The 24,753-nt window shown below is 68.9% G+C and carries 18 protein-coding genes; 2 read left to right on the top strand and 16 right to left on the bottom strand.

Annotation, left to right across the window (positions count from 1 at the left end):
* Positions 1–24: 24 nt before the first annotated feature.
* The 4 genes from V5G24_RS22950 to V5G24_RS22935 all read right to left on the bottom strand — a co-directional run bounded on the left by V5G24_RS22950 (position 25) and on the right by V5G24_RS22935 (position 4,651).
* Entirely contained in the window at positions 25–927 is a 903-nt protein-coding gene (locus V5G24_RS22950) for a methyltransferase domain-containing protein (RefSeq protein WP_394083965.1), read from the bottom strand.
* A 43-nt stretch (positions 928–970) separates the two neighbouring features.
* Positions 971–1,336 carry a DUF1850 domain-containing protein gene (locus tag V5G24_RS22945; RefSeq protein ID WP_394083963.1) on the bottom strand — a complete coding sequence of 122 codons (366 nt, stop codon included), beginning with the start codon at positions 1,334–1,336 and terminating at the stop codon, positions 971–973.
* Positions 1,333–3,384 carry a TRAP transporter permease gene (locus tag V5G24_RS22940; protein ID WP_394084517.1) on the bottom strand — a complete coding sequence of 684 codons (2,052 nt, stop codon included), beginning with the start codon at positions 3,382–3,384 and terminating at the stop codon, positions 1,333–1,335. Before V5G24_RS22940 ends, V5G24_RS22945 begins: the two co-directional genes overlap by 4 nt.
* Positions 3,385–3,706: 322 nt before the next feature.
* Entirely contained in the window at positions 3,707–4,651 is a 945-nt protein-coding gene (locus V5G24_RS22935) for a TAXI family TRAP transporter solute-binding subunit (protein WP_394083961.1), read from the bottom strand.
* A 257-nt stretch (positions 4,652–4,908) separates the two neighbouring features.
* Between V5G24_RS22935 and V5G24_RS22930 the strand changes: the two genes are divergently transcribed.
* Together V5G24_RS22930 and V5G24_RS22925 are read left to right on the top strand one after the other, a co-directional pair.
* On the top strand, positions 4,909–6,183 hold the full coding sequence (locus V5G24_RS22930) for a glycerate kinase type-2 family protein (RefSeq protein WP_394083959.1): 1,275 nt from the start codon (positions 4,909–4,911) through the stop codon (positions 6,181–6,183).
* 221 nt (positions 6,184–6,404) lie between these two features.
* Positions 6,405–7,010 (top strand): GNAT family N-acetyltransferase, encoded by a 606-nt coding sequence (locus tag V5G24_RS22925; RefSeq protein WP_394083957.1) that lies wholly within the window; start codon positions 6,405–6,407, stop codon positions 7,008–7,010.
* Positions 7,011–7,031: 21 nt separating this feature from the next.
* Here V5G24_RS22925 and V5G24_RS22920 read toward each other — a convergent pair whose 3' ends face one another.
* From V5G24_RS22920 to gap, 12 genes are all read right to left on the bottom strand, one after another.
* Positions 7,032–7,361 carry an SMR family transporter gene (locus tag V5G24_RS22920; protein ID WP_394015909.1) on the bottom strand — a complete coding sequence of 110 codons (330 nt, stop codon included), beginning with the start codon at positions 7,359–7,361 and terminating at the stop codon, positions 7,032–7,034.
* Positions 7,362–7,996: 635 nt separating this feature from the next.
* On the bottom strand, positions 7,997–11,917 hold the full coding sequence (locus tag V5G24_RS22915) for an error-prone DNA polymerase (protein WP_394083955.1): 3,921 nt from the start codon (positions 11,915–11,917) through the stop codon (positions 7,997–7,999).
* Positions 11,914–14,388, bottom strand: coding sequence for a Y-family DNA polymerase (locus tag V5G24_RS22910; protein ID WP_394083953.1), 2,475 nt, complete (start codon positions 14,386–14,388; stop codon positions 11,914–11,916). The genes V5G24_RS22915 and V5G24_RS22910 overlap by 4 nt, the downstream gene beginning before the upstream one ends.
* Positions 14,385–15,065, bottom strand: a complete 681-nt coding sequence (locus V5G24_RS22905) for an ImuA family protein (protein ID WP_394083951.1) — start codon at positions 15,063–15,065, stop codon at positions 14,385–14,387. Before V5G24_RS22905 ends, V5G24_RS22910 begins: the two co-directional genes overlap by 4 nt.
* Positions 15,066–16,007: 942 nt before the next feature.
* Positions 16,008–17,027: a peptidoglycan -binding protein gene (locus tag V5G24_RS22900; RefSeq protein ID WP_394083949.1), complete on the bottom strand. Its 1,020-nt coding sequence runs from the start codon at positions 17,025–17,027 to the stop codon at positions 16,008–16,010.
* A 2-nt stretch (positions 17,028–17,029) separates the two neighbouring features.
* Entirely contained in the window at positions 17,030–18,154 is a 1,125-nt protein-coding gene (locus tag V5G24_RS22895) for a flagellar motor protein MotA (RefSeq protein WP_394083947.1), read from the bottom strand.
* 151 nt (positions 18,155–18,305) lie between these two features.
* On the bottom strand, positions 18,306–19,094 hold the full coding sequence (locus V5G24_RS22890) for an inositol monophosphatase family protein (RefSeq protein ID WP_394083945.1): 789 nt from the start codon (positions 19,092–19,094) through the stop codon (positions 18,306–18,308).
* A 193-nt stretch (positions 19,095–19,287) separates the two neighbouring features.
* On the bottom strand, positions 19,288–20,430 hold the full coding sequence (locus V5G24_RS22885) for a tetratricopeptide repeat protein (RefSeq protein WP_394083943.1): 1,143 nt from the start codon (positions 20,428–20,430) through the stop codon (positions 19,288–19,290).
* 53 nt (positions 20,431–20,483) lie between these two features.
* Positions 20,484–21,110: a thiamine phosphate synthase gene (locus V5G24_RS22880; protein ID WP_394083941.1), complete on the bottom strand. Its 627-nt coding sequence runs from the start codon at positions 21,108–21,110 to the stop codon at positions 20,484–20,486.
* Positions 21,111–21,347: 237 nt separating this feature from the next.
* Entirely contained in the window at positions 21,348–22,373 is a 1,026-nt protein-coding gene (locus tag V5G24_RS22875; RefSeq protein ID WP_394083939.1) for a class I fructose-bisphosphate aldolase, read from the bottom strand.
* A 73-nt stretch (positions 22,374–22,446) separates the two neighbouring features.
* Positions 22,447–23,637, bottom strand: coding sequence for a phosphoglycerate kinase (locus V5G24_RS22870; RefSeq protein WP_394084515.1), 1,191 nt, complete (start codon positions 23,635–23,637; stop codon positions 22,447–22,449).
* Between the two features lie 48 nt (positions 23,638–23,685).
* Positions 23,686–24,693 (bottom strand): type I glyceraldehyde-3-phosphate dehydrogenase, encoded by a 1,008-nt coding sequence (gap, locus tag V5G24_RS22865; protein ID WP_394083937.1) that lies wholly within the window; start codon positions 24,691–24,693, stop codon positions 23,686–23,688.
* Positions 24,694–24,753: the final 60 nt, after the last annotated feature.

The raw sequence follows: 24,753 nt of genomic DNA, 5'->3' as shown, positions 1-24,753 counted from the left end.
GCGGCCTGTGGTGCCGCCCGGCCGCTATGGTTTGGTGGGCGGCTCCCCCGCCGGCTTCATTTCCGTGGTGCCGAGCGCGTCCGCAAGGCGCATGCGCGCGGAGCCGGGGCGCAGCGGTTTCTGCTGGCTCTCGTGCGGCGCCCAGCCGGACAGCCAGACGATCTCGAACGTGGCGCGCACCTTGCCGTCCGCATCGGCGAAGCGTCCGGCATAGAGTTCCGCCGCCCGCAGCACGGTCGCGCGGCGCAGCGGCACGCGCCGGCGCTCGGCCAGCGCATTGGCCGCGCCCATGCGGCGCAGATCGGCGAACAAGGTGAAGGGCGAGGCGTAGCGCACCGTCACGCGGTCCACATCGGTCACCGGCAAGGCGAAGCCCGCGCGTTGGAGCAGCGCCCCCATGTCGCGCACGTCCGCGAACGGGGCGACGCGGGGCGAGAGGCCGCCCGTGGTCTCGCTCTCGGCGATGGCGAAGACCTCGCGCAATTCCCCAAGGCTCGATCCGCCGATGAGGGCGGCGATGAGCAGCCCGTCCGGCTTCAGCGCACGGCGGATCTGGGTCAGCGCGCCGGGCAGGTCGTTCACAAACTGGAGCGAGAGGCCGGAGACGATCAGGTCGAGCGCGCCTTGCGCGAACGGCAGCGCCTCTTCGTCCGCCACCACGGCTGGGAAGCCAAAGCCCGCCGCGGCGGCGAGCGGGGCGGCGCGGAACACGGTGTCGATGCCGGGATGGCGCGCCAGCACCTGCGCGACCGCGTCCGTCGCGCTGCCGAGATCGAGCGCGCGGGGAAAATCGCGCTTCACCGCCAGCAGCCGGTCGCCGACATCCTCGGCCACGCGGTTCAGCAGGAAATCGGCCGCGCCGAGGGCGGCGGCACGGGCGAGGCGGCGGCGCAGCAAGGGCCGGTCGAACACGAGAGGGCTGCTCATGGCCGCCATATAAGCCTGCACCCCCGGCCTTGCACAGGGTGCCTCATTCGCACGTCGAAAGGGTCACCGGGTCCGCCGTCTCTGGGAGAAGCGCCCCCATGGGCCGGCAGGCGCCGTCGATGCAGACGCGGTAATCCGCCGTGGCGCCGGAGCGGCGCATCACGATCTGCTTCTGCGGCGGAAGCACGGGATGGGCGACATAGCGCCCGTCCTTCAGCACCGATCCTTCGGGCGGATCCATGCCCGCGCCGGAGCCCTCGAGGCGCATTTCCATGAGCACCAGGCCGGCGGGGGTCGCGCGCCAATCCTCTTCCCATACGGTCTTCTGCACCGAATGGGTCCAGGCCAGGGTGATCAGCGCGGCGAGGCGGACCGTCACGCCGCCGCCGGCCAGGCAGATCAGGCTCACGCCGCACGGGCCGTTGCATTCCGCACCTGGATCAGATGCCAGGCGAGGAAGGCGGCGAACAGCGCGAACGCCGCAAAGTCCGACAGCGGGACCGATGCCACGAACAGCAGCGCCGCGATCCCCGCCACCACCCGTTGGATGATCGACAGCGGCCCGAACAGCCAGCCGATGGCCACCGCACCCAGCAGGCCGATGACGATGCAGGCCTTGAAAAACACATAGGCCACCTCGACCCAATAGCCGTATTGGGCCGCGATATGTCCGCCGTCCTGGAGCATCAGCGCCGGCTCATAGACCGCCATGACCGGGATCAGGAAGCCGGCGAGCGCGATCCGGCACGCCTGCCAACCGATGGCGTCGGGCGAGGCTTTGGCGATCGGCGCCGCCGCCAGTGCCGCCAGCGCCACCGGCGGGGTGAGATCGGCGATGATGCCGTAATAGAACACGAACATGTGGCTGACGATCAGCGGCACGCCGAGCGTGAGCAAAGCCGGCGCCGCCAGCGAGGCCGTGATGATGTAGGTGGGAATGGTGGGAATGCCGGTGCCCAGGATGATGCTGGTGACGATGGTCAGCAGCAGCGAGAGCCACAGCGTCTCCTTGCCGATGGAGACCACCCAGCCGCCGAAGATGGTGGCCGAGCCGGTGAGGGTGAGCACGCCGATCACCGTGCCGACAATGGCGCAGGCCATGCCCACGGGCAGCGCCTGGCGCGCGCCTTCCGCCAGCCCGTCTCGGCACAGCACCAGGGTCGCCCGGCCGCCGCGCGTGATCAGATTGCCCAGTACCAGGGCCACCACCAGGGCCACGATCACCACCACGCCGAATTCAAAGAAGGCCGCGCACACCAGCCCGAGCGCGATCCAGAAGGCGAGGCGGATCATCGGCTTGGAGGTTTCGCTGGCGACGCTCTGGCCGAGGATCAGGACCACGGTCAGCGCCAAGCCCACGGCGCCCGCGAACAAGGGCGTGTATCCGGCGAACAGCAGATAGACCAGGACGATCAGCGGCAGCAGCAGGTACCAGCCCTTGCGCAGGGCCGGCAGCATGAGCGGGATCTTGTCCTTGGGGATGCCCATCAGGCCGCGCTTCCCGGCCTCTAGATGCACCATCCAGAAGGCGGAGCCGAAATAGAGGATGGCCGGGATGATCGCCGCCTTGACGATGGTGGCATAGGGCACGCCGATGGTCTCGGCCATGATGAAGGCCACGGCGCCCATGACCGGGGGCATGATCTGCCCGCCCATGGAGGCGGTGGCCTCCACCCCCCCGGCGAAGGAAGCGCTGTAGCCGAAGCGCTTCATCAGCGGAATGGTGAACTGGCCCACCGTGACCACATTGGCGACGCCGGAGCCGGAGATGGTGCCCATCAAGGCCGAGGAGAACACCGAGACCTTTGCAGGGCCGCCGCGCGCGCGGCCGAACAGGCCAAGGGCCACGTCGTTGAACAATTGGATCATGCCGGCCCGCTCCAGGAACGTGCCGAACAGGACGAACAGGAAGATGTAGGTGGCCGAGACCGCGATCGGCACGCCATAGATGCCCTCGGTGCCGAATGACATCTGCTCGACGATCTGGTCCAGCGAATAGCCGCGATGATCGAACGGGGCGGGCAGATATTGGCCGAACAGGCCATAGGCCAGGAAGGCGCCGCAGATCAGCGGCAGGGCGGGACCCATCATCTGCCATGAAATGGCGAACACCACCACGATCAGGGCGATGCCCATCACGAAGTCGGTGCTGGAAATCTCGCCGGCCCGCAGGATCAGGTCGTTATAGAAGATCCATTGATAGAGCCCGGTCGCGAAGCCGACGAGGCCGACGCCCCAGCCCAGCGCCAGCGTCAGCCGCGACGTGCTGCGATGATTGGCGATCAGCGCCGCCGCGATCAGGCACAGGAAGCCCACGTGCAGGCTCCGGATCACCTGGCTCGGCAGGATGGCATAGGTGGAGACGAACAATTGGTAGGCGGAAAAGGCGATGGCGATCCAGAACAGGATCGTGCCCTTCAGGCCTTCGCCGAACCCGGGCGGCAAGCCGTGCTCCATGTCGTCGATGGGCGCGAAAGTCTCCGGCGGCGTGACGTCGGCATCGGCGGAAAGGCGCGGCGCGCTCATCTTCACTGGCTCCAGAATCGCTGGCTCCGGATCGTCCGGGCCGGACCAACCGGCGGGTTTCCCCGTGCGGCAGCCGCGGGAATGGGAAACGGGCGCGCCGCTGGTGGATCAGCCGAAACGGATGGTCCCCATCCGTTTCGGAAAGTTGATCCACCAGATCAAAGACTTGTGGTTCGACCCCTGGCGACAGATGGGCTCCATCTGTCACGGTCGAACCACGAGGGCGCGCCGGTTCACGTCATCTTCCCAAAGGTCAGGGCGAGACGCCCTTTTCCTTGAAATATTTCTCCGCGCCTGGATGGAACGGCACCGGCGAACCCTTCATGGCGCCCTTGAGCGTGATCGCCTTGGCGGCGGCGTGGGCGGCCTGGAGGTCCGGCAGATTCTCGAAGATCGCCTTGGTGATGGCATAGACCTCGGCATCCTTCATGTCCTCGCGCACGACGAGGAAGTTCGGCACCGCGGCGGTGGCGACGTCCGCCGTCTGGCCGGTATAGGTGCCGGCGGGGATCACGGTCTTCAGATAGGGCGTGCCCACCTTGTCGACCACGCTGTTCGGGATCTCCACCACATTGATCTCCACCGCCGTGGCGAGGTCCTTGATGGAGGACACGCCGAGGCCGGCCGACTGCAAGGTGGCGTCGAGCTGGCGATTCTTCATCAATTCCACGGATTCGGCAAACGGCAGATATTCCACCTTGCCGAGGTCCTCATATTTGATGCCGGCGGCGTTCAGGATGGCGCGGGCGTTCAATTCGGTGCCGGATTTCGGCGCGCCGACCGACAGGCGCTTGCCCTTCAGGTCCGCGAGCGTCTTGATGCCGCTGTCCTTGGACGCGACGATCTGGATGTAGTTGGGATAGATGGCGGCGAGCGCGCGCACCTTCTTCAGCGGCGCCTTGAAGCCGGCCTCTTCCTTGCCCGCCCAGCCGTCGGCGAGGCTGTCGGCGAGGGTGAAGGCGATCTCGCCCTTGCCCTGCTGGATCAGGATGAGATTTTCCACCGACGCTTTGGTGGCCTGCACCGAGGGGCGCACATCCGCCACCTTGGACGACAGGATGTTGGCGATCGCGACGCCCATCGGATAATAGACACCCGAGGTGCCGCCGGTGAGAATATTGACGAATTCCGCCGCCTGCGAGGCCACGGGCGCGCACGCCAGCGCGACCGACAGGGCAACCATCTTCAGCCTTTTCATGAACGCTCCTCCGATATCATTAAGTATTTTTCCGGAAGGCTAGCGCCTTCGGCGGCAAAGGCCACCTGCTTTCTTGTGCCTGAGACGAAAGTCTAAACCGCTGACTCCTGTCCCGGCCGGTCGGCGGAGCGCGATTTCGCGGGCGCAAGCCATTGATCCCGACCTTTCGGGGCGCTAGTGACGGGATGAAATAATGAATCCCACAAGCCCTAAGGGCGGGGATGTCGCCCTCCCGCGCGGGGGCCAAGGGAGCCGCCATGCCGTCCGACCCCAAGCCCTCCGAGCACATGCCGTCCGACCAGGAAATTCTCCGCGCTCTGTTCGAGACCGCGCTCGCGGCCGCCGTGCCCGAAGGCAAGTTCGACGGGCGCCTGCCGCAGCCGCCGAAGGGGCGCACCATTGTCATCGGCGCCGGCAAGGCCTCCGCCCGCATGGCGCGCGCATTCGAGGATGCCTGGCAGAAGCCCTGCGAGGGGTTGATCGTGACGCGCTACGGCCATGGCTGCGAAACCCGCCAGATCGAGATTGTGGAAGCCTCCCACCCGGTGCCCGACGCGGCCGGGCTGAAGGCGGCGCAGCGCATCCTGGAGCTTGCCCGCTCGGCCGGGCCGGACGATCTGGTCATCTGCCTGATGTCGGGCGGCGCCTCCTCGCTGCTCACCCTTCCGGCGGAGGGCATGACGCTGGAAGACAAGCAGGCGCTCAACAAGGCGCTGCTGAAATCCGGCGCGCCCATCGGCATCATGAACCAGGTGCGCAAATCCATGTCGGCCATCAAGGGCGGGCGCCTCGCGGCGGCCATCGCGCCGGCCCGCTGCGTGACCTATCTCATCTCCGACGTGCCGGGCGACGACCCACGCGCCATCGGCTCCGGCCCCACCATTCCGGAAAAATCGGACCCCGAGGCGGTGCTCGCCCTGATGCGCGCCTATGAGGTGCCGGTGAGCGCGCAGATGGAAAAGGTGATCCGCGCCAATACGGTGTCCGGCGATGCCCTGCCGGGGCAGGAGGTGCACATGATCGCCACCCCCATGATGGCGCTGCATGCGGCGCGGGAGAAGGCCAAGGACTTCGGCCTTTCGACCATCATCCTCGGCGATGCCATCGAGGGCGAGGCGCGCGAGGCGGCGACCGTGTTCGCCGGCATTTCGTTCAGCGCGGCGACCCATGGCGAGCCCGCGAAGGCGCCCTGCGTGCTGCTTTCCGGCGGCGAGACCACGGTGACGGTGCGCGGCAGCGGGCGGGGCGGGCGCAATGTGGAATTCCTGCTCGCCTTGGCGCTCGCGCTGAAGGAGGCCAAGGGCATTTCCGCCATCGCCTGCGATACCGACGGGGTGGACGGCACCGAGGACAATGCCGGCGCCTGGTTCGACGACCAGATTCTGGCTCAGGCCCGCGCGGCCGGCGTTTCGGCGGCCGATCACCTCGCCAATAATGACGGTTATAGCTTCTTCCAGAAGCTGGATCGGCTCGTCGTGACCGGGCCGACCCTGACCAATGTGAATGATTTCCGCGCCATCCTGATCCGCTAAAATGGGGTGAAGATCGCCGTCATTGCTGCGGCGCAGCAGGTTTGCGTGCGGCGCATGACGGCTGGAAATTGAGCGACGTCAAATCTTTAAGCGCGGCGACCGTTGGAGCGGCGTGGGCTTGACGCGACGCTGGTGGGTCAATGTCCTTGACCTTTGCTGCATTGCACATAGATTGCGGACAGAGGAACCGGGGGGTCCGGACCATAGGTCAGGAGACCACCATGAACGATCAGGCCGCGCCTGGAATCATCCGCAAGCTATGGGCTGGCGAAGCCCAGTTGCTGCGCGAGCATCTGCTGCGCCTGGATAAGGAAAGCCGGCGCAACCGCTTCGGTTCGGCCGTGTCCGAATCCTTCATCGAGCATTATGCCGAGCGCGTGTTCCGCTCCGGCGCCGTGATCCATGGCTGTTTCGTCGACGGTGTGCTGCGGGCGGCGGCGGAGCTTTATCCCTTTTCCGGCGTGCTCCCGCGCGAGGCGGAGGCGGCCTTCAGCGTGGAAAGCGCGTTCCAGAACGGCGGCTTCGGCACGCAATTGATGGAGCGCACCATTCTCACCGCGCGCAATCGCGGCATCCGTACGCTCTACATGAACTGCCTCGCGCATAACCGCCGCATGCAGCAGATCGCGCGCAGGTTCGACGCCGACCTGACGTTCGAATCCGACGAGGTGGTGGCGCAATTGACCGCCCCCTATCCCACCCCTTTGTCGCTGGCGCGGGAGGCGGCGGCGGATGCGCAGGGGGTTTCGCGCACGGTGTTCCAGGCCCAGGTGCGGGCGACGGGGCGGGTGATCGACCTGCTGCTGCCGGGGTCGCGCGCGGCCTGAGGGCCTCAGCCCGCACGGGTGCTAGTGGGGCACGCTCTTCGACAGCAGGTTCACCACCAGCACGCCGGCGATGATCAGGCCGAGGCCGATGACGGCGGGCAGATCCAGCTTCTGCCCATAGACCACCAGGCCGATGGCGGCCACCAGCACGATGCCGACGCCCGACCAGATGGCATAGGCGATGCCCACGGGCAGCACCTTCAAGGTGAGCGAGAGGCAATAGAACGCCACCGCATAGCCGATCACCACGATGACGGAGGGCACGGGCTTGCTGAAGCCCTCCGCCGCCTTGAGGGCGGAGGTGGCGATGACTTCCGCCGTGATGGCGATGAGGAGCAGCACATAGGTCATGGGGCGAGGTGAGCCCAGGGGCGTTTCCGCGTCAATCCGGTTTTGCCTTTCGCGGCCGCGCGATACCGTCACAGCCGCCGGGCGCGGCTGGTTTTCGGCCGGTGGCGCAGGGCGGAAATCTCGCCGCCGGGCACGGAGCGGGCGGGCATTTTGGAAAATGTTTCACGTGAAACAATGACTTGCCACGGACGAACATCGGTTTCGTGGACCTTTTCCGCACCCTCTCGGCGGATGACACCGCCATTTCGGGCGAAGGTTCAGCAGCGATGAATCCGGGCCGCCGGACGTGCCGGGATTTCTCCCGGCGCGCCGGGTTCGGTTGACCCGTTCCACGTGACTCGCCCCGGTTGTTCGTCCATCGCGACACGTTCCAGGTGACTTGCCCCAGGTGAGACTCGCCCCAGGTAACTCGCCTTGGCGGTTCGCCACGCCCCGCGTGCCCCCAACCTGACACGCTCCCAGGCCCACTGCCCTCCCACGCCCTCCACCCTCCCACCCCTCCGGCGCGAAGCGCCGCGTCTGCGGGTTCGCCTGCGTGGGGTTCGTTTGCGTGCGATGTACCGGGCGGGTCCGCCGCCCCTCGCGCTGAGGGTGCACCGCGCGGCGCGCGCACCGGGGTCGTCGCTGGCGGGGCATCAATGGAAATTCCGCCCTTTCGGCAATGCCGCCCGAGCATCGGCGGGCAGGACATCGGCGGGCAGGACATCGACGGGCAGGACATCGTTGGGCAGTGGCGTTTGGGCGGGGCGCCGGCGGTGGGGCGCCTCGTTCGGGTCGCGTGGGTCGCGGCCGGGGCTGCTTGTCTCACGCGGGTCGCGGCCGGGGCCGCGTTTGGTCTCGTCCGGGGGCATGGCGGGATCGATGGGCGGGCCGTCCCGGTCCAAGGCGTCGATGAGATGGCTCCAATCCTCGATCTTCTCCGCCACCAGATGGATAACGCTGCTCTCGTTCTGCAACCGGCCGGTCACCCCCACCAGGCGCGCGCCCATCACCTGCGGTCGGAAGGCCTCGAACACGCGCGGCCAGACGATGACATTGGCGAAGGCCTGCTCGTCCTCGATGGTCATGAAGATGACGCCGCTCGCGGTGCCCGGCCGCTGGCGCACCAGCACCAGCCCGGCGAGGGTGAGGCGCCGTCCGCTTTTCAGATCCGGCAGGCGGCCGTTGGGCGTCACGCCGCGCGCGTTGAGCCGGGCGCGCAGGAAGGCCAGGGGGTGGGATTTCAGCGAAAGTTTCAGGTGCCGGTAATCGGCGATCACCTGCGCGCCCGGCGGCAGGACCGGAAGCGCCACCTCCGCCTCGCGCACGCTCTCTTCGCGGGCGGCCGCGGCGGCGCGGAACAAGGGCAGATCGTCCTTGTCGCCGGCCCGGCGCAGGCCGCGCACCGCCCAGAGCGCGGCGCGCCGGTCGAGCCCGAGGGAGCGGAAGGCGTCGGCATCGGCGAGGCGCTCCAGCACCGCCGGGGCAAGGCCGGTGCGCAGCCACAGGTCGCGCACGCAATCATAGCCCGGCCCGCGCAGCTCGGCGATGCGCCGGCCCGCCTCCTCGTGCAGGCCGTCGATCTGCCGCAGGCCGAGCCGCAGGGCATGGGTGGTCTTCACGTCGCCCGCCATGTCGGCATGGCGGGGATGGAGGCGCCCGGCGGCGGGCGCCACACCTGCTCCCTCTCCCGCTTGCGGGGGAGGGTTGGGGAGGGGGCACGGGCATGAGGGCGGGAGGGGGGGATGGGCAGTGCGCGCGCTGGGGCTTTGCAGGTGGGGCGTCGGTGCGCCTTCTCTTCCTGCGGGCGGTTCACCCTCCCGAACCCGGCCCTCTTCCCCCTCCCCAGCCCTCCCCCGCACGCGGGAGAGGGGGGGCGCAGTCTTGGATGGCGCAGGCGGTTCGCGGTTCATGACCTCTGTCTCATCCTGGAATTCTTCCGGCAGGATCGTGCGTCGCGGATTTGCCGTGTGATTTAGTCGGCTATTAATTTGCTCCCGCATGCGCTGCCCGTCCCCCTCTCCCGCTTGCGGGGGAGGGGTGGAGAGGGGGCACGGGGCTTTGGGTGGGATAGGGAGTTCGCAATTTTTCGCCTCAGCCGGATGGTCCGGAAGGATGACGACCGCCGCGCCTTCCTCCGCTTCCAGCGTGTGGTCCCAGTGCGATGAATTGATATCGACGGGGCGGATTTCGACCCCGTGCTCGGCGGCGTCGCGCACCAATTGGGCCGGGGCGTAGAAGCCCATGGGCCAGGCGTTCAGCAGGCCGGCGGCGAACACATCGGGATAATGGCATTTGATCCAGGCCGAGACATAGACCAGCAGCGCGAAGCTCTCCGCATGGGAGCGGGGAAAGCCGTAGGAGCCGAAGCCCTGGATCTGCTGCCACAGGCTCTCGGCGAAGGGGCGCTCATAGCCCTTGGCCAGCATGCCGCGGATCAGCTTGTCCTTGAACGTGTCGATGGTGCCCACATGCTTGAAGGTGGCCATGGCGCGCCGCAGCTTGTCGGCTTCCTCCGCCGTGAAGCCGGCGCCGACGATGGCGATCTGCATGGCCTGTTCCTGGAACAGCGGCACGCCGAGCGTGCCCTCCAGCACCTCTTTCAGCTCGGGCGAGGGATAGACCACCGGCTCGATCCCCTGCTTGCGGCGCAGATAGGGATGCACCATGCCGCCCTGGATCGGGCCCGGCCGCACGATCGCCACCTCCACCACCAGATCCTCGAATTTCGCCGGCTTGAGGCGCGGCAGCATGGTCTGCTGGGCGCGGCTCTCCACCTGGAATACGCCGATGGAATCCGCCCGCTGGAGCATGGCATAGACCCGCGCGTCGTCCGGCGGGATGTCGCAGATGCGCTTGAAATCGTGCCCGTACCGGGTATTGAGCAAGGCGAAGCATTTCTGGATGGCGGTGAGCATGCCAAGCGCCAGCACGTCCACCTTCAGCAGGCCGACGGCTTCCAGATCGTCCTTGTTCCATTCGATGATCGGCCGCTCGTCCATGGCCGAGCGGGTGAGCGGCACGGTCTCGTCCAGCCGGTCGTGGGTCACCACCATGCCGCCCACATGCTGGGAGAGATGGCGCGGAAAGCCGATCAGCGCGCGGGAGAGTTCCAGCGTCAGGGCCAGCCGCCGGTCGGTGGGATCGAGGCCGAGCCGCACCGCCTCTTCCGCCTTCACGCCGCCGGAGGACCAGCCCCAGATGGAGCCTGAGAGCGCGCCCACCGTATCCTCCGAGAGGCCGAGCACCTTGCCCACCTCGCGCACCGCCGAGCGGGTGCGATAGGTGATGGTGGTGGCGGCAAGCCCGGCATGGGCCGCGCCATAGCGCCGATAGACGAATTGCAGCACCTCGCCGCGCCGCTCATGCTCGAAATCAATGTCGATGTCGGGCGGCTCGTTGCGGTTGCGGGAGATGAAGCGCTCGAACAGCAAAGCGGATTTCATCGGGTCCACCTCGGTGAGGCCGAGGCAGAAGCACACCGCGGAATTGGCCGCCGACCCGCGCCCCTGGCACAGGATGCCGGCGCCACGGGCGAAGCGCACGATTTCGTCCACCGTGAGGAAATAGGGCGCATAGCCAAGCTCGGCGATGAGGCCGAGCTCGTGCGCCAAGGTGGCGCGCACCTTGTCCGGGACGCCTTCGGGATAGCGCTTCCGCGCGCCCTCCCAGGCCAGCGTGTCCAGCGCCTCTTGCGGGGAGGCGAAGCCGTCGCGGGCTTCGCGGGGATAGGTGGGCTTCAGCTGGTCCAGGGAAAAATCGAGCCGGGAGAAGAAGGCGAAACTTTCCGCCACCGCCTCCGGCAGGACGCGGAACAGGCGCGCCATTTCGGTGGGCGGTTTCAGGTGCCGCTCGGCATTGGGGGCGAGCCGCGTGCCGGCGGTATCGAGCGTCACATGGGTGCGGATGCAGGTGAGAATGTCATGCAGCGGGCGCTGTTCCGGCGCGTGATAGAGCGCGTCCCCCACCGCCAGCACGGGCAAGCGCGCACGCCGCGCGAGATCGGCGAGGCGGGCGAGGCGGCGCGCATCATCCCCGCCATGGGAGAGCGCGGCGGCGAGCCATGTGCGGTCGGGCGCGGCCTCTTTAAGCTGGCTAAGGAATGTCGCGAACGCCTCCGGCGGGCGGCGCGGGGGCAGAACGGCGAGGCATAGCCCCTCCTGGAAATCCAGCAGATCGGCCCGGGTGAGGTGGCAATCGCCCTTTTCCGCCCGCATGTTGCCGGTGGTGAGCAGGCGGCAGAGCCGGCCGTAGGCGGGCCGGTCGGTCGGATAGGCGAGGATGTCCGGCGTGCCGTCGCAAAACACCAGCCGGGCGCCGATGGCGAGGGGAAAATCCAGCGCCCGCGTCATGGAATGGGCCCGCACCACGCCGGCCAATGTGTTGCGATCGGCAATGCCGATGCCGCGATGGCCGAGCGCCTGCGCCTGCCGCACATGATCTTCCGGATGCGAGGCGCCGTGCAGGAAGGAGAAATTGCTGGTGGCGGCCAGTTCCACATAAGGCGGCGGGGCGGGCGGCGCGGCCCGTGGGCCGGACCGGCCAGCAAAGGCGGGGGTGAGGAGATCGCCGCTCATGCGAACAGCCCGTGCACATACCAGGCGGGGCGGCTGGTTTCCGCGCCATAGAGCCCGGCGCGGAACAGCCAGAGGCGCAGGCCCTCGTTTGTTTCCACGCGAAAATAATCCCGCGTCGGATTGTGGAGCGCGCCTTGAAGCGTGCCCTCGATCAGCGCGTCCGGATGCGCGGCGGGGGGCAGCCCCGCGAGGCGCAAGGCGGGTTCACGCCACCAGGGCGCGGCGATGCGCTCGGGCCCCTCCACGCGCGCCACATGATGGATGCGGCGGCGCCAGCGGAAGCGCAAGGGCGCCCCATCCGGCACCTCGGCCACGGCTTCTACCGCTTCGGGAGCGGCGAACAGGCGCTGCGGCCGCGCGGCACCGCCGGCATCGGGCCGCTCGGCGGGCGCAGGAGATGCGGCGAAGCCGGCGCGCCGCACCGCCGGATGCGCGGGGAGAGGCGGACCGGCCATGGCCTGGGCAGAGGAGCGCGCAGAGGAAGCGGAGGCCTGCACCGGCGGGCGCGGGACCAGAGCGGCGGGAAGCTCCGCTGGCGGCTCCCGGTCCATGGGGACGGGATACACCGGGATCGCACCAGCGGTGCCGAGGCGTGCCGGCGGCGCGGCGACGGGGGGATGGGCGGGCGGACGCAGCGCCGGGTCTTCCTGCGGCAAGTGTTCCGGATGGGGAGCATCGGCTACGTGCGAAAGGGCTCCGGGGTCGTCACTTTGCGGTGCGCGATCTGCCAGGATGCGACCTGCTGGGGCGTGCCCGGCTGCAGCGGAGCTTGGAGGGGCGCCCCCTGCCGGAGCGAGCGCGCGCGTTTCGGCCGCCTTGCTCCGGAGGCCCAGCGCACGGGGAAAAGGGATCGCAACGGCGATCCGGACCGGGGCCGGCCGGTCCGGATCGGCCGGGGGCGAAGCGGAGCGGTGTGCGGCGTGCGCGCGCGGGGGCAAGGCGCGCGCAGGGAAGGGGATGGCCTGCCCCTCCCGCTTTTCCTGCCCGCTTTCTCCCCCTTGTAACCCTCTCAAATGTAACCCGGCTCCCCTTTGCGCCCCTTCTCCCCTTTGCGATTCTCCCCCTTGCTCTCTTTGCTCCCCTTGCCTCCCGCTTGGCGCCGGCGTGCCCTGCGGCGGCAGGCGCGGGGTGGTTTTGGCGATGGGGTCAAAAGTCTCGCGTGGCCCGGCTTCAAGGGCTTCGCTCCCGGCCAGAATCCGCGCCGGGTCGGCGAGGGCGGCGGCATCGAACGGCAGGCGCTTACGCGCCAGGGCGGTGGCCTGCCCGGCCTCTTCGGGCAGATGCGCGTCCAGAACGCCGAGATGCTGCACCCGCGCGGCGCCGAAGCGGGCGGCGAGCCGGTCCACGAGGCCGTCCAGGGCGGCCTCTTCCGCCTGCCGGGCATCGAAGCCGTGCTGGTGGGGCGCCATGTCCTCGACCAAAGTGACGCCGAGGCGCAGCAGATCGAAGCCGAAGCCGGCATCCAGGCTCGCCACCTGCGCCACCTTCTCCGCGAACAGGCGGCGGATGGCGAGGGGATCGCGCAGCGGCCGGCTGGCGCCCACCTTCAGCCGCGTCGCCTGCCCGTCCACCCGGAACAGGGTCAGCTCCAGGTGCCGCGCGCCCTTGCCCGCGCGCTCCAGGGCGGGGGCAAGCTTGGTTGCCAGATGATGGGCGAGGCCCAGCACATCTTCTGTGCGCTCGATGGGGTCGGAGAGGCTGCGCTCGGCGCAAAAGCGCGGCGGGGGAAAGCGATGCTCCACCGCTTCGCGCGCAAGGCCGCTGGCCTGGTCGAGCCGGCGCAGCAGGTCGGTGCCGAAGCGCGCGGTGAGCGGCGCGCGCGGCTTGCCGGCGAGATCGCCGATCCGCGCGAAGCCGAGCCGGGCCAGCGCGGCAAGGGTCCTCGCATCCAGCCGCAGGGCGGCGAGCGGCAAGGGGGCGAGCAAGGCGGCAAGGTCGGCGCCGTCTTCCGCCACCAGGGCCGGGCGGGCGCCGAAATGCGCCAAGGCCCAGGCGGCGCCGAGGGTGGAGGCGAGCGCGGCGCGGGTGGAATAGCCCCGTGCGCCGATGCGCGCGCGCAGATCGCCCACCAGAGCGCGCTCGCCGCCGAACAGATGGGCGCAGCCGGACACATCCAGCATCAACCCGTCCGGCGCATCGAGGGCGAGCAAGGGCGTATAGCGCTCGCAGGCGTCGGCCACATGGCCGAGCAGGCGCGCGTCCGCCTCGGCCGCATGCTCTGCCACCTGAAGATCGGGATGGCGGGCGCGGGCGTCCGCCAGGGAGAGGCCGGGCACGAGGCCGAGGTCGCGCGCGGCGGTATTGAGCGCGGCGAGCCGCAGCGCGCTTTTCTCCAGCACCAGGGTGGCGCGCGGCGCCGCGCGCTGTTCAAGCGGCAGGGACCGCGCGATGCGGTCGGTGGAAAGGCGGTCCAGCCACAGGCACAGATAGCGCCGGCCGGGCGCGGGGGGCGCGGTGAGGGGCGGGCTCATGATCCGGCCTCGCGGGCAGGGCGGTGGAGGGCGGGACGCGCTTCCGCCGAAAGGAAGGCCGGGCCGGCCAGGCAAAGGGTCCAGCGTCCCAGCGGGCCGAGGCGGTTGCGCATCAAGGCGGCCTCCAGGGTCGGCAGGCCGAGCCCGCCATGGGCATCGTGCGGCGTGCTCGCGGCGGGCGTGACCACCCAGCGGGTGAGGGCGGCGCAGGCGGCCGCATCCGGCCTCTGGCGCAGCAGCAGGCCGAGCACCGGATGCGCGCGCGCCGCCAGCGACAGCCGCCGGGTGGCCGTGAGGGCTTCGGGAAAGGCCGTGCCCACTTCGCCGAGCACCGCTGAAAGCCCGCCGCATTTGAGGCCTTCTTCCATCGCGAACAGCACGTCCTGCGCCTTGCGCACCCGCACCAGAACCAGCGCGCCGCCGCACAGGCCGAGTTCGGCGAGGCCGGGCGCATAGAGGCTGCCGGCCTCCAGCTCCGCCAATTCGTGCTGCACCATCAGCACCGGGCGCTTGAGCTGGAACGCGGCGCGGGCCGCGAGCGCGAGGGCGAAGCCGGTGAGCGCGCCTTCCGCGCCGGGGCCGCGGGCCGCCGCCTCGTGCAGCGCGCCCAGGGCAAGCCCGCCGCCCAGCACCCCATCCAGATGCGGGAGGCCGAGGGGCAGAAGCGGGTGGGACACGAGCGGGTGAGGCAGGGCGGCGCCGGGAGCGCCGAGCGGGGCGTGTTCCTGCGCGCCTGCCGGTTCCCGTGCGTGTTCGTGTGCGTGGGCTTCTTCTTGCGCGTGTGCTGGTTTTTGCGCGCCTGCGCGGGCGGTGCGGCAGGTGGCCCGCACCCGCTCCCGGACTGGGCCTGCTTGTTCTTGCGCGCGTGCGGCGGCGCTGCGCGCATCGTGCGCCGGACCACCGCCGGAGATCCGTGTCTGGGACGCGGCGGAGGGTGATCCAACGGAGGGCGATCCGGCGAAGGGGGCGCGCGCCGGGCCGGCAGAATCCTCCGGGATTGACCCTGCGGGGAAAGAGCCTCCGGGCGCGGAAGCCCGCTCTCCTTTTCCGCCCGCCTCGCGCCACGGTCCACCATTGCGGCCGTCATCGTCCCGGCTTCCCTCGTCCCGGCTTCCCTCGCCCCGGCTTCCTTCATCGCCGTCGCCATCGCTGCCGGTCTTGTTCTCTCGGCTTCCTTTGCGGCTCCAGCTTTCTTCGCCCCAATGGTCCTGGTTCCCATTCTCCCGGTTCCAGCTGTCCTCCCTCCAGCTGTCCTCCCTCCCATTCTCCTGGCTCCAGTCGTGCGCGCTCCAGTCTTCCTCTTCGCCCGCCGACCAGGGCATGGGAGGGCGGGCGGGCGGGGCGTCCGCGCGCCGCTCGATGGCGGAAATGCAGCGTCGCAGGCGCGCAAGCTCGCCCGCAGCGCGGGTCGCGCTCGGATTGGACATGGGCCGTCCGTTTCGCTGGCAGCATCCGCGCGAGCGGCGCAAACGCCGCCGCCCGCGCGGAATGCCGGGGGATTTCATGGGAGCGCGCGCCGGCCTTGGGCTTTTCGCCTTTGGGGTGGCTCGCGTGTTCCCTATTTGTTCTTATAGATTCCGGAACGGCGCGGGAGAGTCAAGCGCGCCGTTCGGGCGCGATCAGCGCTCGGTCAGCTTCAGCTCGATGCGCCGGTTGCGGGCCTGGGCCTCGTCCGTGGTGCCGGGGTCGATCGGCTGATATTCGCCGAAGCCGGCGGCGATGAGATGGGTCGGCTGCACGCCCTTGGCGATCAGATATTGCACCACCGCGATGGCGCGGGCGGCCGACAATTCCCAGTTCGAGGGAAATTGCGGGGTGGAGATGGGGCGATTGTCGGTGTGCCCGTCCACCCGCAGAGCCCAGGAGATATCCGGCGGAATCTGCTTTTCCAGATCGAGGATGGCGCCGGCGAGCTGGTCGAGGGCGGGCAGGGCCTCCGGGCGCGGGGTGGCGGAGCCGCGGTCGAAAAACACCTCGGACTGGAACACGAAGCGGTCGCCGACGATGCGGATGTCCGGCCGGTTGCCCAGGATCTCGCGCAGGCGGCCGAAGAATTCCGAGCGGAAGCGGCTCAGCTCCTGCACCCTCTGGGCGAGCGCCACGTTCAGCCGCTGGCCGAGATCGGCGATGCGGGTCTGGCTCTCCTTGTCGCGCTGCTCGGAGGCGTTGAGCGCCTCTTCCAGCGCCGCCATCTGGCGCCGCAAGGCGGAAATCTGCTGGTTCAGCAATTCGATCTGGGCGAGCGCGCGGGAAGCGGCATCCTTCTGGACATCCACTTCGCGCGCGAGCGCCTGTTCGCGCGAGGGGGCGGGCGCGGCCGGGGCGGCGCTCAGCTGGCCCTTGAGGCGGTCGCGCTCGGCGGTGGTGGCGTCAAGACTGGCGCGCAGGGTACTCAATTCCCCTTCCGCCGTGAGCCCCGTCGCCCGTTCCAGGGACAGAAGCTCGGTGAGCTGGCGGATCTGCGCCTGCAATTTCTGCATGGCGTCGTCCTTGCCCGAAATGTCCTGGGTCAGGAAGAACTGGGTGATCATGAACACGGAGAGCAGGAAGATGAACACCAGCAGCAAGGTGGACAAAGCGTCCACGAAGCCGGGCCAATAATCGATCGTGCGCTCGCGGCTGCGCCGGCCGAGGGCCATGCTCAGGCCCCCCGACCGCCGCTTCTGGGCTCTGGCTCGGTCTCGTCATAGGTGTCGAGGGTCTGGTCCAGCCGGTCGACGATGCGGCGCAATTCCTCCTGCTGGCCGGTCTGCACCTCGATCATCTGCTTCATCAGCGCCTGTTCGGAGCGCATGTGGGTGACCAGCCCCTGTAAGCTCTCAGCGAGCTGCGAGACTGCCGTGGTCACGCGCTGGGAGCCGGATTCGGTCAACGTGCGCTCCAGCTTCGCCATGGCCTCCACCAAAGGCGCCACATCCAGCGGCGCGGGCGGCGGCAGGGCGAGGGGAAGGGCGGCCGGAATGCCCGCCGCGCCCGAAGCACCGCCCCCATGGGGCAAGGCGGACAGCACCGGCAAGCGCTCGCGCGGCATCGGCCCGACCGGATCGCCGAGATCCTCCACCGTGGTGGAGAGCCAGTCCTCAAGGTCGGTATAGAAGCGGTTCTGCGCCTGGCCGGCCTGGAGATCGAGGAAACCGAGGATCAGCGAGCCGGCGAGGCCGAACAAAGAGGACGAGAAGGAAATGCCCATGCCGGCGAGCGGGGCGGCAAGGCCGCGCTTGATCTCGTCGAACATGGAGCCGCTGTCGGGCCGCACCTCCAGCGAGCTGATGACCCCGCCGATGGAGGAGACGGTTTCCAGCAGGCCCCAGAAGGTGCCGAGCAGGCCGAGGAACACCAGCAGGCCGGTGAGATAGCGCGCCGTGTCGCGCGCCTCGTCGAGCCGTGTGCCGATGGAATCCAGGATCGAGCGCATGGTCGCCTGGGAAATCGCCATGCGTCCCATGCGATCGCGCAGCAGGGCGGCCATGGGGGCAAGCAAAGTCGGCGCGCGGGAAACGGCAAGGCCGGGATCGGCGAGGCGGAAGGAGTTCACCCATTCCACTTCCGCGAACAGCCGCGCCACCTGCCGGATGGCGAGGATGATGCCGCAGGCCAGAACGCCGAAGATCACGGCATTCAAGCCGGGATTGTTCAGGAAGGCAGCCTGGATCTGCTGGTAGAGCACCGCGGCGAGGGCAGCGCAGAGCAGGAGGAAGATGACCATCCGCACCAGGAAGATGCGGGGCGAAGACACCTTCACGTACGGATCAACGACACGCGCCATTTTCGCTCCCGCAGGCCGTTCCCCTGACGGGCGACTATGGCACAGATGGCCGCAAATGGAACCGCGCCCGGCGCGGGCCGGGAAAATTGAAACGGTGCGAAGGTAAAGGCGCGGGCGCGGCGGACCGGCGCGGCGTCGCGCCCAGCTGGCCTCAGGCCGCCTTCAGAAGCGCCAGAAGGTCGCGCCGCATGTCCTCGTTGCCGGCGATCACATCGCCCTTTTCCAGGATCTGGTCGCCGCCGTCGAGATCGGACACATAGCCGCCCGCCTCGCGCACCATCAGGATGCCCGCCGCCATATCCCACGCGGAGAGATTGCGCTCCCAGAAGGCATCGAACCGCCCCGCCGCCACCCAGGCGAGATCCAGCGCGGCAGCACCGGTGCGGCGCAGGCCGGCGACCTGGGTCTGCACCTTGGCGAGCTCGCGGTTGAAGCGCGTGTGATCGCCCCGGCCCATGTGCGGCAGGCCGCAGCACACCACCGATTCGGCCAGCTTGCGGCGGCCGGCGACGCGCAAGCGGCGGTCGTTGAGATAGGCGCCCTGGCCCTTTTCGGCGACGAACAATTCATCCGTCACGGGATTGAAGATGACGCCAGCGAACGGCGCGCCATTGCGCACCAGCGCCACCGAAATGGCGAACAGGGGAATGCCGTGCAGGAAATTGGTGGTGCCGTCCAAGGGGTCGATGACCCATTCATTGGCCGGATCGGTGCCTTCCACCCGGCCGCGCTCCTCCATCAGGAAGCTGAAGCCGGGGCGGGACCGGGAGAGTTCCGTGAACAGGATGTCCTCGGCCTTGCGGTCCGCCGCCGAGACGAAATCCGCCGGGCCCTTCACCGACACCTGGAGATTCTCGACCTCGCCGAAATCGCGGGTGAGCCCGCGCGCGGCCTTGCGGACGGCCTGGACCATGACGGTGATGAGCGGAGAGCGGATCATTGTGCGAAAAACCATTCCTGCCATGCGGCACCGGCGCCGTCCGCCAGGGACGATGCGCCGGCCGTGCCGCTGTGAGGGCGCAGACCCGGCGGCGCGAAGGCGCTCCGCTCCTGGCCGGGTCTGCAAAAGGAGGCCGCGCGGGCGGCCGTCAATTGAATTGAGCGCGATCCTCTGCCCGTCCCGCACGGCTGCGTCAAGGCTGGACCGCGTTGGGCGTCAGGGCGATCCACTTGTGGGCGACGTCTTCCGCCTTCTTGCGATCCTCCGGCGAGAGGCTGTCCACTACCCCGTCGAGATAGGGATCGCCGAGCCCCTGCGCCTTGGCCAGCATGTGCCAGGCGGCGGCCGCCACCTTGTTCTGCGGCGCGCCGCGGCCCACCGAGAGCACGCGGGCATAGCGGTTCTGGGCGATCGCATTGCCGGCGAGGGCGGCCTTGCGGAACAGGGCGGCGCCCGCCGCCTCGTCCTTCGGCACGCCATTGCCGTTGAAGGTGGCGATGGCGAGTTCCACCTCGGCGGTCACGTGATCCTGCTGGGCGGCGGCGGTGAGGTATTTGAGCGCTGCCGCCTTGTCGACCGGCACGCCATTGCCGGCATTCAGCAGCACCGACAGGGCATATTGGGCATCCGCGACCCCACCGTCGGCGCCTTGCTTGAAATAGGTCGCCGCCTTGGTGAAATCCTGCGTGACGCCGCGTCCCTGGAGATAGATCAGGCCGAGATTATAGGCCGCCGCCGGATTGCCGGCCTTCGCCGATTGCTCGAACCATTTCTGCGCGGCGCTCTCGTCGACCGCCCGGCCCTGGCCGGTCAGATTCATCATGCCGAGCGCGAACATGGCGTTTGCCGAGCCGGCCTTGGCGGCGCGCTCGTACCATTGCGCAGCCTTGGCGGGATCGTAGGGGATGCCGTAGCCGCGCGCGTACAATTCCCCGAGCAGCGTCATGGCGGCGGGATCATTGCCGGCCTCGACCCGCTTCATGGCTTCCTTGTAGGCGGTGAGATAATTGCCCGCCTGATAGGCGCCGAAGGCCACGTCCACGGGCCCGCTCGGCGCCGGCGCGGCGGCGGCGGGGGCCGGCGGCGCGGCCGGTGCGGGGGCGGATTTGGCCCCGTTCGCCCCGTTGCCCGCCTTGGTGCCATTGCTCGGCTTGGCGCCGTTGCTTGTCTTGGCGCCGTTCGTGCCCGAGGCGGCGGGCTTCTCGCCGGTCTGCGCCTCGGCGCGTAGCGGCGCGGCAAGGCCCGCCAGCAGCAAAAGGCCGGCCACGGCGACCGCGATGCGCAGTGCCGGCGTCCGGCTCTGGCGGAAATTCTTGCCCTGGAAAAGCAGATCCAAGCCCTCGGGGCATGTTCCGCCCCGCAGGAAATGGCGCAATGCGGGCGGCCGCCTCAAGGCGCGCGCTCCACGGCGGCGATGCGGGCGGCGATTTCGGCGATGCGAGCCTCGGCCTCGGCCCCGGTAATCCAATCGCCGGACAAGGCGACGAAATCGGCCCCGGCGCGCGCCAGTTGCTCCGCCTCCTCGGCCGAGGTGGCGACGCCCACGCAGGGCACCTCGAACACTTCCGCCCACCAGGCGATCATGTCGAGCACCTCCTCGAACGGGGGGGCATCCGCCTCCCAGCCGCCGAACATCACATAATCGGCGCCGGCCTCTCCCGCCTCCATGGCGTCGTGGCGCGAGGTGAGGCCGCCAGCCCCCGCGATCCGCGCCGGCTTGAGGGTGCCAATGGCTTTCTTCAGCGCCGCGACGCTGGAGAGATGGGCGCCGTCGGTGTCGATGTCGATCGCCACGTCGGCGCGTCCATCGACGATCAGGGCGGCGTCCGCCTCCTGGACCGGGGCCATCAGGCCGCGCAGCCGCTCGCGTTCGCCCTTGCCCTCGCCCATGCGGGCGATGACGGCGGCCATGTCTCCGGCGCGCACCCGCGCGGCGACGGCGCTGCGGCCAAGGGCCGGCGCGGCGGGAAGGATCAGCATGAGCCGGGCGCCCTGCGCCTGTTGCGTATTCGACATGGGTCCGATCGGTCTGCCAAGAAACGGGCGAAAACACGGCCGAGGAAATATGGCCGTGCAGGATGGCTAGAGCACGCGGGCGGAAAAAAGCAAGGGCCGCCCGCCGCTGAAGGGGTCGCGAAGGCGTTTCCTGCCCGCATCGCCCCTCCTCATCGCCCCTCTTCACCGCCCCCCGCGCGGCACGAAAAAGGCCCGCCCCCGGCGGGGGACGGGCCTTTCACATCGGGACATGAAGGCTCAGGCGGCCTTCTGTTCCTGCGCGCTGGACCACTGGCCGAGGGCGGCGAGCGAATTCATGCGCGCGCGATGGGTGAAGGCGGCCTGGGCGGCGCCGACATTTTCCGCCTTGCCGGACCACGCCTTCTGCGGCGCGGCCTGGAGCGCGCGGCCGTAGGAATAGGTGAGCTTCCAGGGCAGGCCGCCCAGCTTCACCATGGCGTCGAGATGGGCGGTGGCGTCCTCGTCCGCCTGGCCGCCGGAGAGGAAGGCGATGCCCGGCACCGCGGACGGCACGCAGCTCTTGAGCACGCGCACTGTCTTTTCCGCGACTTCCTCCACCGAAGCCTGGGTGCGGGCCTTCTTGCCCGGCACGATCATATTGGGCTTCAGCACCATGCCTTCCAGGCGCACGCGCTGATAATACAGCTCCTCGAACACGGTCTTGAGGACCCATTCGGTGACTTCATAGCAGCGGTCGATGCCGTGATCGCCGTCCATCAGCACTTCCGGCTCGACGATCGGGACGATCTTGTTTTCCTGGCACAGGGCCGCATAGCGGGCGAGCGCATGGGCATTGGCGCGCAGGGCGGTATAGCTCGGGATGCCGGCGCCGATGTCGATCACCGCGCGCCATTTCGCGAACCGGGCGCCGAGGGCGTAATACTCCTTCAGCCGGCCGCCGAGGCCGTCGAGACCCTCGGTGATGGTCTCGCCGGGGCAGAAGGCGAGGGGCTTGGCGCCCGCGTCCACCTTGATGCCGGGCAGCGCGCCGGCGTCCTGGATGATCTGCACCAGGGGCGTGCCGTCCTTGGCCTTCTGGCGGATGGTCTCGTCGAACAGGATGACGCCGGAGATATAATCCTGCATCGCTTCCTTGGTGCGGAACATCAGTTCGCGATAATCGCGGCGATTGTCCTCGGTGTTCTCGACGCCAATGGCGTCGAACCGCTTCTTGATGGTGCTGGTGCTCTCGTCTGCGGCCAGGATGCCCTTGCCGCCGGCCACCATTTTCTGCGCGATCGCGTCAAGCTCAGCCGTCATCATCTTAAGTCCACCCATCTGAGAAGCCGCTTTTCGCGGCCGATTTGACCCTGGAACCGATTTTAGCAAACACGCCTCAGCGGCGCAGCGCCTCGACCCCAGGTAGCGACTTGCCTTCCAGCCATTCCAGGAACGCGCCGCCGGCGGTCGAGACATAGGAGAAGTCGTCGGCCGCTCCGGCGTGGTTCAGCGCCGCCACCGTGTCGCCGCCACCGGCGACCGAGATCAGCCGCCCCTCGCGGGTGGCCTTGCCGACAGCCTGCGCGACCGCCACCGTCGCCGCATCGAACGGCGCCAGCTCGAACGCGCCGAACGGGCCGTTCCACACCACCGTCTTGACCGTGCCGAGCTTGCGCTTGACCAGCTCGATCGTGGCCGGGCCGGCATCGAGGATCATCTCGTCGGCGGCCACATCATCGATATCGGCAATGCGATGGGGCGCGTGGGCGGCGAAGGTCTTCGCCACCACCACATCCACCGGAAGCACGATCTCGCAGCCGCGCGCCTTGGCGTTTTCCAGAATATCGCGCGCGGTTGCGGCGAGATCATGCTCGCACAGCGACTTGCCCACCGTGTGGCCCTGCGCGGCGAGGAAGGTGTTGGCCATGCCGCCGGCGATCACCAGCACGTCCACCTTGCGGCAGAGATTGCCCAGCAATTCCAGCTTGGTGGAGACCTTGGCGCCGCCCACCACCGCGAGCACGGGGCGCTCGGGCGCTTCCAGCGCCTTGGTGAGGGCCTCGATCTCGCTCTGCATGGCGCGACCGGCATAGGCTGGCAGCTTGTGGGCCAGGCCCTCGGTGGAGGCGTGGGAGCGATGGGCGGTGGAGAAGCTGTCGTTCACATAGAGATCGCCCAGCTTGGCGAGGGCGCCGATGAAATCGGCCGCGTTCTTTTCCTCGCCGGCATGGAAGCGGGTGTTTTCCAGCACCAGCACGCCGCCCGCCGGCAGGCTGGCGACTGCGTCCTCCGCCTCCGGGCCGACGCAGTCGTGCACGAAGCCCACCGCCGCGCCGAGCCGCTCGCGCACCGCCGGCATGACGGCGCCGAGGGACTGGCTCTCGTCGCGGCCCTTGGGACGGCCGAAATGGGAGAGCAGGATCGCCCGCCCGCCGCCGCGGGTGATGTCCCGCACCGTCGGCATGATGGCCTGGATGCGGGTGTCGTCGGTGACCCGGTCCCCATCCATGGGGACGTTGAGATCGACCCGGACCAGCACGGTCTTTCCGGCCAGGTCCGCATCGTCCAGCGTGCGGAAAGCGGTGATGTCGGCGTCGGCGATGGCGGTCATGATGATGCCTCCCTCAGCCGCCGGTCAGCCCAGCTTTCCCAAGGCCACCGCCGTATCCGCCATGCGGTTCGAGAAGCCCCATTCATTGTCGTACCAGGAGAGAATGCGCACCAGCGTGCCGTCCATCACCTTGGTCTGGTCCATATGGAAGGTGGAGGAATGGGGATCGTGGTTGAAGTCGATGGAGACGTTGGGGGCCAGCGTATAGTTCAGCACGCCCTTCAATTCGTTCTCGGCGGCGCGCTTGATGGCCTCGTTGATCTCGGCCACCGTGGTCGCGCGCTTGGCGACGAACTTCAGGTCGATCACCGAGACGTTCGGGGTCGGCACGCGGATCGAGACGCCGTCCAGCTTGCCGTTCAGCTCCGGCAGCACCAGGCCCACCGCCTTGGCGGCGCCGGTGGAGGTCGGGATCATGGAGAGCGCGGCGGCGCGGGCGCGGTACAGGTCCTTGTGCACCTGGTCCAGCGAGGGCTGGTCGTTGGTGTAGGAGTGCACCGTGGTCATGAAGCCGTGCTGGATGCCGACCGCGTCGTTCAGCACCTTCGCCACCGGGGCGAGGCAATTGGTGGTGCAGGAGGCGTTGGAGACCACGAAATGCTCGGCCGCGAGCTTCTCGTGGTTGACGCCATAGACCACCGTGATGTCGGCGCCTTCCGCCGGGGCCGAGACCAGCACGCGCCTGGCGCCGGCGGTCAGATGGGCCGAGGCCTTTTCCTTGCTGGCGAAGATGCCGGTGCATTCGAGCGCGATGTCGACGCCCAGCTCCTTGTGGGGCAGCTGCGCGGGATCGCGCACGGCGGTCACCTTGATCTTGCCCTGGCCGCAATCGATCGTGTCGCCATCCACCACCACCTGGGCGGGGAAGCGGCCGTGCACGCTGTCGAAGCGCAGCAGATGGGCGTTGGTTTCCACCGGGGCGAGGTCGTTGATGGCGACGACCTGGATGTCGGTGCGGCCCGATTCGATGATGGCGCGCAGCACGTTGCGCCCGATACGACCGAAACCGTTGATGGCCACCTTCACCGTCATGTCATCCTCCATTGGCCGACCCTTCAGGCCGAGGCCATATCTTGACCATTCAAGACGCCG

It is taken from the genome of Roseixanthobacter finlandensis (genome assembly GCF_043195105.2).
GTDB lineage: Bacteria > Pseudomonadota > Alphaproteobacteria > Rhizobiales > Xanthobacteraceae > NCEH01.
This window is presented reverse-complemented; position numbering and strand designations above follow the sequence as displayed.

Coding starts and splice junctions, on each gene's coding strand:
- V5G24_RS22950 (WP_394083965.1), bottom strand. CDS start 927: ATGAGCAGCCCTCTCGTGTTCGACCGGCCCTTGCTGCGCCGCCGCCTC.
- V5G24_RS22940 (WP_394084517.1), bottom strand. CDS start 3,384: ATGGAGCACGGCTTGCCGCCCGGGTTCGGCGAAGGCCTGAAGGGCACG.
- V5G24_RS22935 (WP_394083961.1), bottom strand. CDS start 4,651: ATGAAAAGGCTGAAGATGGTTGCCCTGTCGGTCGCGCTGGCGTGCGCG.
- V5G24_RS22930 (WP_394083959.1), top strand. CDS start 4,909: ATGCCGTCCGACCCCAAGCCCTCCGAGCACATGCCGTCCGACCAGGAA.
- V5G24_RS22925 (WP_394083957.1), top strand. CDS start 6,405: ATGAACGATCAGGCCGCGCCTGGAATCATCCGCAAGCTATGGGCTGGC.
- V5G24_RS22920 (WP_394015909.1), bottom strand. CDS start 7,361: ATGACCTATGTGCTGCTCCTCATCGCCATCACGGCGGAAGTCATCGCC.
- V5G24_RS22915 (WP_394083955.1), bottom strand. CDS start 11,917: ATGAGCGGCGATCTCCTCACCCCCGCCTTTGCTGGCCGGTCCGGCCCA.
- V5G24_RS22910 (WP_394083953.1), bottom strand. CDS start 14,388: ATGAGCCCGCCCCTCACCGCGCCCCCCGCGCCCGGCCGGCGCTATCTG.
- V5G24_RS22900 (WP_394083949.1), bottom strand. CDS start 17,027: ATGGCCCTCGGCCGGCGCAGCCGCGAGCGCACGATCGATTATTGGCCC.
- V5G24_RS22895 (WP_394083947.1), bottom strand. CDS start 18,154: ATGGCGCGTGTCGTTGATCCGTACGTGAAGGTGTCTTCGCCCCGCATC.
- V5G24_RS22890 (WP_394083945.1), bottom strand. CDS start 19,094: ATGATCCGCTCTCCGCTCATCACCGTCATGGTCCAGGCCGTCCGCAAG.
- V5G24_RS22880 (WP_394083941.1), bottom strand. CDS start 21,110: ATGTCGAATACGCAACAGGCGCAGGGCGCCCGGCTCATGCTGATCCTT.
- V5G24_RS22875 (WP_394083939.1), bottom strand. CDS start 22,373: ATGATGACGGCTGAGCTTGACGCGATCGCGCAGAAAATGGTGGCCGGC.
- gap (WP_394083937.1), bottom strand. CDS start 24,693: ATGACGGTGAAGGTGGCCATCAACGGTTTCGGTCGTATCGGGCGCAAC.